This is a genomic window from Bacillus sp. S3, from assembly GCF_005154805.1.
Taxonomy (GTDB): Bacteria; Bacillota; Bacilli; order Bacillales; family Cytobacillaceae; genus Neobacillus.
In genome coordinates this window covers 298,017-305,000 of sequence record NZ_CP039727.1, presented here as the reverse complement: position 1 = coordinate 305,000, position 6,984 = coordinate 298,017, and the positions used below count along the sequence as shown (strand labels likewise).

The window sequence follows — 6,984 nt, the reverse complement described above, 5'->3', positions numbered from 1 at the left end:
GTCTGACTCCCACGGATAAGTCTTTGGCATTCGGAGTTTGTCTGAATTCGGTAACCCGATGAGGGCCCCTAGTCCAAACAGTGCTCTACCTCCAAGACTCTAACAACGTGAGGCTAGCCCTAAAGCTATTTCGGAGAGAACCAGCTATCTCCAAGTTCGATTGGAATTTCTCCGCTACCCACACCTCATCCCCGCACTTTTCAACGTGCGTGGGTTCGGGCCTCCATCCAGTGTTACCTGGACTTCACCCTGGACATGGGTAGATCACCTGGTTTCGGGTCTACGACCACATACTCAAACGCCCTATTCAGACTCGCTTTCGCTGCGGCTCCGTCTCTTCAACTTAACCTTGCATGGGATCGTAACTCGCCGGTTCATTCTACAAAAGGCACGCCATCACCCATAAACGGGCTCTGACTACTTGTAGGCACACGGTTTCAGGAACTATTTCACTCCCCTTCCGGGGTGCTTTTCACCTTTCCCTCACGGTACTGGTTCACTATCGGTCACTAGGGAGTATTTAGCCTTGGGAGATGGTCCTCCCTGCTTCCGACCGGATTTCACGTGTCCGGCCGTACTCAGGATCCACTCAGGAGGGAACGAAGTTTCAACTACAGGGCTTTTACCTTCTACGGCTGACCTTTCCAGGTCACTTCATTTACCCCGTTCCTTTGTAACTCCATGTTGAGTGTCCTACAACCCCAAGAGGCAAGCCTCTTGGTTTGGGCTATGTCCCGTTTCGCTCGCCGCTACTCAGGGAATCGCGTTTGCTTTCTCTTCCTCCGGGTACTTAGATGTTTCAGTTCCCCGGGTATGCCTTCTATACCCTATGTATTCAGGTAAAGATACTGTTCCATTACGAACAGTGGGTTTCCCCATTCGGAAATCTCCGGATCAAAGCTTACTTACAGCTCCCCGAAGCATATCGGTGTTAGTCCCGTCCTTCATCGGCTCCTAGTGCCAAGGCATTCACCGTGCGCCCTTTCTAACTTAACCTAAAAAGGTTTATAACTCTTATTCAATAAGAGAGAAAAACTAAAATGGCGATTACTCGATGTTTACTTTGCTTCTTCTTACGATTATCTAGTTTTCAAGGAACAAAAAAGCTTTGAGAGAATTGCTCCCTCAAAACTAAACAAACAAGAAACGTCAACCTTATTATCAGTCCGAAAGGACTGCATTATCCTTAGAAAGGAGGTGATCCAGCCGCACCTTCCGATACGGCTACCTTGTTACGACTTCACCCCAATCATCTGTCCCACCTTAGGCGGCTGGCTCCTTACGGTTACCCCACCGACTTCGGGTGTTACAAACTCTCGTGGTGTGACGGGCGGTGTGTACAAGGCCCGGGAACGTATTCACCGCGGCATGCTGATCCGCGATTACTAGCGATTCCGGCTTCATGCAGGCGAGTTGCAGCCTGCAATCCGAACTGAGAATGGTTTTATGGGATTGGCTAAACCTTGCGGTCTCGCAGCCCTTTGTACCATCCATTGTAGCACGTGTGTAGCCCAGGTCATAAGGGGCATGATGATTTGACGTCATCCCCACCTTCCTCCGGTTTGTCACCGGCAGTCACCTTAGAGTGCCCAACTGAATGCTGGCAACTAAGATCAAGGGTTGCGCTCGTTGCGGGACTTAACCCAACATCTCACGACACGAGCTGACGACAACCATGCACCACCTGTCACTCTGTCCCCCGAAGGGGAACGTCCTATCTCTAGGAGTGTCAGAGGATGTCAAGACCTGGTAAGGTTCTTCGCGTTGCTTCGAATTAAACCACATGCTCCACCGCTTGTGCGGGCCCCCGTCAATTCCTTTGAGTTTCAGCCTTGCGGCCGTACTCCCCAGGCGGAGTGCTTAATGCGTTAGCTGCAGCACTAAGGGGCGGAAACCCCCTAACACTTAGCACTCATCGTTTACGGCGTGGACTACCAGGGTATCTAATCCTGTTTGCTCCCCACGCTTTCGCGCCTCAGCGTCAGTTACAGACCAGAAAGCCGCCTTCGCCACTGGTGTTCCTCCACATCTCTACGCATTTCACCGCTACACGTGGAATTCCGCTTTCCTCTTCTGCACTCAAGTCCCCCAGTTTCCAATGACCCTCCACGGTTGAGCCGTGGGCTTTCACATCAGACTTAAAGGACCGCCTGCGCGCGCTTTACGCCCAATAATTCCGGACAACGCTTGCCACCTACGTATTACCGCGGCTGCTGGCACGTAGTTAGCCGTGGCTTTCTGGTTAGGTACCGTCAAGGTACCGGCAGTTACTCCGATACTTGTTCTTCCCTAACAACAGAGCTTTACGACCCGAAGGCCTTCATCGCTCACGCGGCGTTGCTCCATCAGACTTTCGTCCATTGTGGAAGATTCCCTACTGCTGCCTCCCGTAGGAGTCTGGGCCGTGTCTCAGTCCCAGTGTGGCCGATCACCCTCTCAGGTCGGCTACGCATCGTCGCCTTGGTGAGCCGTTACCTCACCAACTAGCTAATGCGCCGCGGGCCCATCTGTAAGTGTCAGCCGAAACCGACTTTCAGCTTTCCCTCATGAGAGGAAAAGAATTATCCGGTATTAGCTCCGGTTTCCCGAAGTTATCCCAGTCTTACAGGCAGGTTGCCCACGTGTTACTCACCCGTCCGCCGCTAACCAACGGGAGCAAGCTCCCATTGATTCGCTCGACTTGCATGTATTAGGCACGCCGCCAGCGTTCGTCCTGAGCCAGGATCAAACTCTCCAAAAAAGTTGAGTTGATTAGCTCATAATTTAAAACGTTGGCTTAGTTTCTATAGAAGAAACTAATAATTTATTGTTTGTTGACGTTTTTGTTTGTTTAGTTTTCAAAGAGCAATGTTAATTAAATTGGAGCGGGTGATGAGAATCGAACTCACAACATCAGCTTGGAAGGCTGAGGTTTTACCACTAAACTACACCCGCATATAAAAGTATTAAAATGGTCGGGAAGACAGGATTCGAACCTGCGACCCCTTGGTCCCAAACCAAGTGCTCTACCAAGCTGAGCTACTTCCCGTAATTAATGGCGCGCCCGAAAGGAGTCGAACCCATAACCTTCTGATCCGTAGTCAGACGCTCTATCCAATTGAGCTACGGGCGCATCTCTTATAGCAACTTTTAAAGTTTATCATACCCAGTTTGGTTTGTCAATAACTTTTTTGGTGCGGCCGAGAGGACTTGAACCTCCACGGGGTTGCCCCCACTAGGCCCTCAACCTAGCGCGTCTGCCATTCCGCCACGACCGCATTATTATTAGCGACAAAAATAATCATACCATGTTGACTAATTGATTTTCAAGAGGTAAATTATGGTGCGGGTGAAGGGAGTCGAACCCCCACGCCTTGCGGCGCCAGATCCTAAGTCTGGTGCGTCTGCCAATTCCGCCACACCCGCATATTAAAAAAATGGCTGGGCTAGCTGGATTTGAACCAACGCATGTCGCAGTCAAAGTGCGATGCCTTACCGCTTGGCTATAGCCCAATATTATTAATAAAGAATAAGAAACAGGAAATGAATCAAAGTCACTCCCCATCCCTGATGACCCCTACGGGATTCGAACCCGTGTTACCGCCGTGAAAGGGCGGTGTCTTAACCGCTTGACCAAGGGGCCGAATAAGTTTATGGCGGAGAAGGAGGGATTTGAACCCTCGCGCCGGTTACCCGACCTACACCCTTAGCAGGGGCGCCTCTTCAGCCTCTTGAGTACTTCCCCATATGGCTCCGCAGGTAGGACTCGAACCTACGACCGATCGGTTAACAGCCGATAGCTCTACCACTGAGCTACTGCGGAATAATGAAAATGCTTATGCGCCAATAAGACGTTTGCCCTATCGACTCTTACCATTATAATGACGAAATAATAGAATGTCAATATAGTTTTGGGAGAAAAATCTTTGGCAAATTCTTACGTTATTCCACGATTATTTCTTTCATTTTCTTCAATTTACCACTGCACCTGCCACAAACATATCTACTAGTATCAATGCTTTTTCTTCTCGTATAGGATAGCTGACATTTCGTGCACTGATAAAGCAGAACTTTTTTCGCAGAGCGTTTTACTTTTCGCTCTGGAAGCTGAGTGCAATACCTCGGTGCACCTACCTTCTTTAGTAATTGCTTAAATTCTTGATCTCGGTGCTGGTAGCCCTTTCCTTCTAGGTGAAGATGATAATGGCAGAGCTCATGCTTAATAATTCCCGCCAGTTCTTTTTCACCAAGTTGCTCCAGATACTTTTTATTGATTTCAATATTGTGTGTGCCTAAGAGATACCTCCCCCCCGTCGAACGCAATCTGGGATTAAACGAAGCTGTATGCCTAAACGGTTTTCCAAATAGGTCAATAGATATCTTTTCAACTAAACATTGAAGTTCTTTTTGTTCCATTTTGGCTTCCCCTCATCTTTAAACGAACGTGACAACCTATTATAGCATATATTGTATATACCTTTAGAATGATGAACTTTTCGGGAGGTTTTATGATATGCCGACTTGGTTGCAAAACCAAATGAAAAGGGCTTTTTATGAGAAGGACCGCTATCAGATCAAATTGTTAAACCAATGCTGGTTTTTTTACAGAAAAAAACACTGCTCCTAGAAGCAGTGTTTCCATTTATTATGGCGTCTTTCGTTCAGAGGATCCTTCCACGAACAATCGCGCTTACCGCCATTCCTATGAAGGCTGCAGCATCGTTAAGGCAACACGGCCTTTTTTCGTATCAACCGAATCCACCCAAACGGTGACCACATCTCCCACAGACACAATGTCGAGCGGATGTTTGACAAAGCGATTGCTTAGCTTGGAGATATGAACAAGCCCATCCTGCTTGACACCAATATCAACAAACGCACCGAAATCAACGACATTTCGAACCGTGCCTTGAAGTTCCATTCCCGCTTTTAAGTCCTCTAACTTTAAGACATCTTTTTTCAAAAGTGGACGCGGCAAATCATCACGCGGATCACGTTCCGGTCTGACTAAAGCGTCAATGATATCCTTTAAGGTTAATTCACCAATAGAAAGTTCTTCAGAAACCGTTTTTAGATTAAGACTGTTTAGCGCTGCCTTTAACTCTTCGGTACCCAAGTCATTGGCGGTGAAGCCTAAGCTAACTAATAGCTTCTTTACTTCATCGTAGTTCTCGGGGTGAATCCCTGTTCGGTCAAGCGGCTGCTTCCCATCTAACACACGCAAAAAACCAATTGCCTGCTCATAAGTTTTGGCTCCAAGGCGCGGCACCTTCTTTAATTGCACACGGCTCGTGAATTTCCCTTCCTCTTCCCGTTTTTTCACAATATTGTTTGCGGCCGTCTTGTTCAGCCCGGCTACATACTGTAATAGTGAAGAAGAAGCGGTATTTACATTGACACCAACCCGGTTTACGGCTGTTTCAACGACAAAATGCAAGGATTCTGACAGGCGTTTTTGGGAAACGTCATGCTGGTATTGGCCGACACCCACAGATTTAGGGTCGATTTTCACCAACTCAGCCAGTGGATCCTGCAAACGGCGGGCAATGGAGACGGCACTTCTTTCTTCGACCTGAAAATTCGGAAACTCTTCTCTGGCAAGATCAGATGCGGAATAAACACTGGCACCTGCTTCGTTAACGATTAAATAGAAAATTTCCTCATCCATTTCTTTTAATATATCAGCGACAAATTGCTCTGTTTCACGGGATGCTGTACCGTTCCCGATTGCGGCCATTTCTACTTTATATTCACGTAATATCTTTATAAACTTTTCGCGCGCTTCTTTCGCTTTTGAAACCGGCGGGTGCGGATAGATGACATCTATTTTCAAGACTTTCCCGGTTTCATCTACAACTGCCAATTTACAGCCTGTACGGTAGGCAGGGTCAACACCAATGACGACTTTTCCTTTTAACGGCGGCTGCAGAAGTAAATTGCGGAGATTCTCCGAAAAAATATGTATCGCTTGTTCTTCGCCCTTTTCAGTTAATTCACTGCGAATTTCCCGTTCAATCGAAGGCTGAATCAATCGTTTATAGCTGTCTTCCATCGCCTCTAAAACAATGGGAGCCGCCGGTGAGTGCTGGTTACGAATCCATTTCCGCGATAAATAAGATAGTATGAAATCGGCATTCATTTTAATCGCAACCCGTAAAATATCTTCCTTTTCCCCACGATTTAAGGCTAATGTCCGGTGGGGAACAATTTTATTTACTGGTTCTTCATATTCATAATACATTTCATATACGTTTTTCTCGTCTTTTTCTGCATCTTTCACAACCGACGACACTGAACCCGACTTAAAGGTTTCTTTGCGGATCCATTTACGGCTTTCTGCATCATCAGAAACCCATTCCGCGATGATGTCTTTGGCGCCTGCAATCGCGTCATCTACCGTAAGAACATCCTTTTCTTCAGCTATAAATTGCATTGCTTTTTCATTAATACTATCTTTAGGAAAAGTCATCAGCCACTCGGCCAATGGTTCCAGCCCTTTTTCCTTAGCAACAGTGGCTTTTGTTCGTCTTTTTTGTTTATAAGGACGATATAAATCTTCCACCTCTTGAAGTTTTTCTGCCTTTGTAATACTTTTACTGAGCTCATCCGTTAATTTCCCCTGCTCTGCAATAATCCGTAAAACCTCTTCTTTTCTTTGTTCAAGGTTTTGAATATACTGCCTGCGCTCTGAGACGGAACGAATCTGCACTTCATCAAGGGCACCCGTCATTTCCTTCCGGTAGCGGGCAATGAAAGGAACGGTATTGCCTTCGTCCAATAAGGAAATAACACTCTTTACTTGTTTATAAGAGATCGCTAGTTCAGCGGCTATTTTACCTAATAATTGATCATCCTTTACTGCTGTGTCACTCACTAATCCATCCTCCATTCCATTTTTCTATATTGTACCAAATTTAAAAATGAGTTTCATTATACGGCTCTGGTACTAACTTTTTTTACAAAAGGCTGTGTTTAACTTGGCTGTTGATTTGCGCTCCAGACACT

Annotated in this window: 3 protein-coding genes, 9 tRNA genes and 2 rRNA genes (1 of these 14 cut by a window edge); 1 reads left to right on the top strand and 13 read right to left on the bottom strand. The window is 46.7% G+C overall.

Features of this window, described 5'->3' with window-relative positions; genetic code table 11:
- The 12 genes from FAY30_RS01540 to FAY30_RS01485 all read right to left on the bottom strand — a co-directional run.
- Positions 1-996: ribosomal RNA gene (locus tag FAY30_RS01540) — 23S ribosomal RNA — on the bottom strand (it extends 1,941 nt beyond the left edge of the window).
- Between the two features lie 194 nt (positions 997-1,190).
- Positions 1,191-2,740, bottom strand: a 16S ribosomal RNA gene (locus FAY30_RS01535).
- The 16S and 23S rRNA genes sit together here with 9 tRNA genes alongside, the layout of an rRNA operon.
- A gap of 120 nt (positions 2,741-2,860) precedes the next feature.
- A tRNA-Gly gene (locus tag FAY30_RS01530) sits at positions 2,861-2,934 on the bottom strand.
- Between the two features lie 17 nt (positions 2,935-2,951).
- Positions 2,952-3,028, bottom strand: a tRNA-Pro gene (locus FAY30_RS01525).
- Between the two features lie 7 nt (positions 3,029-3,035).
- Positions 3,036-3,112 (bottom strand) — tRNA-Arg (locus tag FAY30_RS01520).
- Positions 3,113-3,171: 59 nt separating this feature from the next.
- Positions 3,172-3,257: transfer RNA gene (locus FAY30_RS01515), tRNA-Leu, on the bottom strand.
- Positions 3,258-3,320: 63 nt separating this feature from the next.
- A tRNA-Leu gene (locus FAY30_RS01510) sits at positions 3,321-3,405 on the bottom strand.
- A gap of 12 nt (positions 3,406-3,417) precedes the next feature.
- Positions 3,418-3,492: transfer RNA gene (locus tag FAY30_RS01505), tRNA-Gln, on the bottom strand.
- A 58-nt stretch (positions 3,493-3,550) separates the two neighbouring features.
- Positions 3,551-3,622 (bottom strand) — tRNA-Glu (locus FAY30_RS01500).
- An 11-nt stretch (positions 3,623-3,633) separates the two neighbouring features.
- Positions 3,634-3,724: transfer RNA gene (locus tag FAY30_RS01495), tRNA-Ser, on the bottom strand.
- A gap of 3 nt (positions 3,725-3,727) precedes the next feature.
- Positions 3,728-3,802, bottom strand: a tRNA-Asn gene (locus FAY30_RS01490).
- Between the two features lie 119 nt (positions 3,803-3,921).
- Positions 3,922-4,395 (bottom strand): SprT family protein, encoded by a 474-nt coding sequence (locus FAY30_RS01485; RefSeq protein WP_149868238.1) that lies wholly within the window; start codon positions 4,393-4,395, stop codon positions 3,922-3,924.
- Between the two features lie 97 nt (positions 4,396-4,492).
- Here FAY30_RS01485 and cmpA point away from each other — a divergent pair, with 97 nt between their 5' ends.
- A complete protein-coding gene (gene cmpA / locus FAY30_RS01480) occupies positions 4,493-4,606 on the top strand; it encodes a cortex morphogenetic protein CmpA (protein WP_007083554.1) in 114 nt (37 codons plus the stop codon).
- 75 nt (positions 4,607-4,681) lie between these two features.
- Here cmpA and FAY30_RS01475 read toward each other — a convergent pair whose 3' ends face one another.
- Positions 4,682-6,868: a Tex family protein gene (locus FAY30_RS01475; protein WP_149868237.1), complete on the bottom strand. Its 2,187-nt coding sequence runs from the start codon at positions 6,866-6,868 to the stop codon at positions 4,682-4,684.
- Positions 6,869-6,984: the final 116 nt, after the last annotated feature.

What these genes read in the sequence shown, in the direction of transcription:
- FAY30_RS01485 (WP_149868238.1), bottom strand. Translation starts at nt 4,395, where the DNA reads ATGGAACAAAAAGAACTTCAATGTTTAGTTGAAAAGATATCTATTGAC.
- cmpA (WP_007083554.1), top strand. Translation starts at nt 4,493, where the DNA reads ATGCCGACTTGGTTGCAAAACCAAATGAAAAGGGCTTTTTATGAGAAG.
- FAY30_RS01475 (WP_149868237.1), bottom strand. Translation starts at nt 6,868, where the DNA reads ATGGAGGATGGATTAGTGAGTGACACAGCAGTAAAGGATGATCAATTA.